This window comes from Streptomyces sp. ATLC9 (genome assembly GCF_057196705.1).
Genome location: NZ_JBXUOY010000430.1, coordinates 1 through 2,797, shown reverse-complemented (window position 1 = coordinate 2,797; position 2,797 = coordinate 1). Strand labels below are relative to the sequence as shown.

4 protein-coding genes and 1 pseudogene are annotated in these 2,797 nt (G+C 73.8%); 2 read left to right on the top strand and 3 right to left on the bottom strand.

Annotated elements, in window-relative coordinates; all coding sequences use genetic code 11:
• Window positions 1-196: 196 nt before the first annotated feature.
• On the top strand, window positions 197-811 hold the full coding sequence (locus tag AC2CJA_RS25865) for an HAD family hydrolase (RefSeq protein WP_484605092.1): 615 nt from the start codon (window positions 197-199) through the stop codon (window positions 809-811).
• Window positions 812-831: 20 nt separating this feature from the next.
• Here the strand turns inward: AC2CJA_RS25865 and AC2CJA_RS25860 are convergent, their stop codons facing one another.
• A complete protein-coding gene (locus AC2CJA_RS25860) occupies window positions 832-1,074 on the bottom strand; it encodes a hypothetical protein (RefSeq protein WP_484605091.1) in 243 nt (80 codons plus the stop codon).
• 215 nt (window positions 1,075-1,289) lie between these two features.
• On the opposite strand from AC2CJA_RS25860, the gene AC2CJA_RS25855 reads away from it, so the two are divergent.
• Entirely contained in the window at window positions 1,290-1,673 is a 384-nt protein-coding gene (locus AC2CJA_RS25855) for a cold-shock protein (protein WP_101258903.1), read from the top strand.
• Between the two features lie 19 nt (window positions 1,674-1,692).
• Here AC2CJA_RS25855 and AC2CJA_RS25850 read toward each other — a convergent pair whose 3' ends face one another.
• On the bottom strand, window positions 1,693-2,559 hold the full coding sequence (locus AC2CJA_RS25850) for a 1,4-dihydroxy-6-naphtoate synthase (RefSeq protein WP_484605090.1): 867 nt from the start codon (window positions 2,557-2,559) through the stop codon (window positions 1,693-1,695).
• A pseudogene (locus tag AC2CJA_RS25845) lies at window positions 2,540-2,797 on the bottom strand (futalosine hydrolase); the annotation flags it as partial. The pseudogene AC2CJA_RS25845 and the gene AC2CJA_RS25850, both read right to left, overlap by 20 nt.

Here is a 2,797-nt window from a genome sequence, read left to right as displayed (position 1 = left end):
GCGCGGACCGGCCGCCGGCCGGCCGGGCACGGCGGGTGCTGGGGCGGCGGGCATCTGCGACCTCGAAGGGTGTGCGGGCTGACAGGGACAGGACAGGGCAGGGCAGGACCGGCTCCGCGTCACGGAGGCCGCAGAACCGGCCAGTTCAGGTTAGGTGAGCCTAACCATCTATGTCGCGGAGTGCACAATGTGGGGCATGGCTTCTCGTGCTGTGACGGTCGGCTTCGACCTGGACATGACGCTGATCGACTCACGCCCCGGCATCCGGGCGACCTATCTGGCCCTGGCCGCCGAGACCGGCGTGTACATCGACGCCGACCTGGCCGTCACCCGCCTCGGGCCGCCGCTGGAGGCCGAGCTGGCGCACTGGTTCCCCGAGGAGGAGATCGACGAGGCCGGCGCCCGCTACCGGGAGCTGTACGTGAGCCACGCCATCGAGCCGACCCTGCCCATGCCCGGCGCCCGGGAGGCGGTGGAGGCGGTCCGGCGGGCGGGTGGCACGGCGATCGTGGTCACCGCGAAGCACGAGCCCAACGCCAAGCTCCACCTCGACCACCTGGGCATCGCGCCGGACGCGGTGGTCGGCTGGCTGTGGGCGGAGGCCAAGGCGCAGGCGCTGGTCGAGCACGGCGCGGGCGTCTACGTCGGGGACCACCTGGGCGACGTGCGGGGGGCACGGGCGGCCGGGGCCCTGTCGGTGGCGGTGCCGACGGGCCCGTGCGGCGCGGCGGAGCTGCGGGAGGCGGGGGCCGATGTGGTGCTGGAGGACCTGACGGCCTTCCCCGCCTGGCTGGAGGCGTACGCGGCCTGAGCGGCCCGGCCGCTCAGGCGCTAACGGCGGGCCGCCGAACGCGCCTCGCGGCGCTGCACGGCGATCGACCGCAGCACCCCCGCGCCGGCGACGGCGAAGCCGACGCCCATCAGCATGCTGACGAGGTACGCGGCCGTGGGCAGCGGGTCGGAGCCCAGGAACAGGGGGGTGATGGTCGCGAGAGTGGCCACCGCGCCGACGACGAAGACGACGGTGCCGATACGGACGAGCAGATCTCCCGCGCGGGACGTTTCACTGGTCACCAGGACAGGGTAGTTCCGTGTGAGGACGTGCGCGGGACACGGGGGAGGCGGTCCGGGGCGCCTTGTCACCGGGGAGCGGATCATTAGTCTTGGTGACGGCGGGTCATTCGGCCCGCCGCGGTCTTGTGCGGAACCGTTGCCCTTTCAAGCATTCGTGTTTTTCCCAGCAGGTCGTAGCCCGGTCATCCGGACGAATTACGAGGACGAGGACGGACGTGCCTACCGGCAAGGTCAAGTGGTTCAACAGTGAGAAGGGCTTCGGTTTCCTCTCCCGCGACGACGGTGGCGACGTCTTCGTGCACTCGTCGGTGCTCCCGTCCGGGGTGACCGCGCTGCGGCCCGGCCAGCGCGTCGAGTTCGGGGTCGTCGCGGGCCAGCGCGGCGACCAGGCGCTCTCGGTCACCCTGCTGGACCCGGCCCCCTCCGTGGCCGCCGCCCAGCGCCGCAAGCCGGACGAGCTGGCGTCGATCGTGCAGGACCTCACCACCTTGCTGGACGGGGTCGCCCAGCAGCTGGAGCGGGGCCGCTACCCCGACCGCCAGCACGGCCACAAGATCGCGGGCATGCTCCGCGTCGTGGCCGACCAGCTCGACGTCTGACCGGGCGCCCGGCCCGGCGCTACACGAAATCCAGCGCGCCGGGGCCCAGGGGCGGCACCAGCTCCTCGGCCGCGGCGCGCGTGAGCAGCCCGCGCACCGCCGCGTATCCGCTCTCGCCGAGGTCGGCGGTGAACTCGTTGACGTACAGCCCGATGTGCCGGTCCGCGACCGACGGGTCCATCTCCTGGGCGTGCTCCAGCACGTAGGGCCGTGAGGCCACAGGGTCGTCCCAGGCCATCCGCACCGAGGCGCGGGCCGCCTCGGCGAGCCCCCGCAGCACCGGCGCGCCCAGCGAGCGCCTGGCGACGACCGCGCCCAGCGGGATCGGCAGCCCGGTCGTGCCCTCCCAGTACTCGCCCATGTCGGCGAGCCGGTGCAGGCCGTAGTCCTGGTAGGTGAAGCGGGCCTCGTGGATGACCAGCCCGGCGTCCACCCGGCCGTCGCGCACGGCGGGCATGATCTCGTGGAAGGGCAGCACGGCGATCTTCCCGACCCCGCCCGGCACCCGCTCGGCCGCCCACAGCCGGAACAGCAGGTACGCCGTCGAGCGCTCGCCGGGCACCGCGACCGTCGCGCCGCGCAGATCCGCTTCCGCGCCCGGCCCGCGGGTGAGCACCAGCGGGCCGCAGCCGCGTCCCAGCGCGCCGCCGCACGGCAGCAGCGCGTACTCGTCCAGCACCCACGGCAGAACGGCGTAGGAGACCTTCAGCACGTCCAGCTCGCCGCGCTCGGCCATGCCGTTGGTGACGTCGATGTCCGCGAACGTCACATCCAGCTCAGGCGCGCCCGGCACCAGGCCGTGCGACCAGGCGTGGAAGACGAAGGTGTCGTTGGGGCAGGGGGAGTGGGCGATCCGCAGCGGCGGCTCAGTCCTGGCGCCGGTCAAGGTCCCTCCAACCGTCGAGTACGGGCACGATCTCGCCGAAGGCCGCGGTCAGGGCGTCCAGCGCCTCCGCGAACCGCCAGGCGGCGCGGTCGCGCGGGCCCACCGCGTTGGAGACGGCGCGGACCTCCAGTACGGGTACCCCGCCGCAGGCCGCCGCGGCCTCCGCGACCCCGAAGCCCTCCATCGCCTCGGCCAGCGCGCCCGGGTGCCGGCGGGCCAGCAGCGCGGCCCGCTCGGC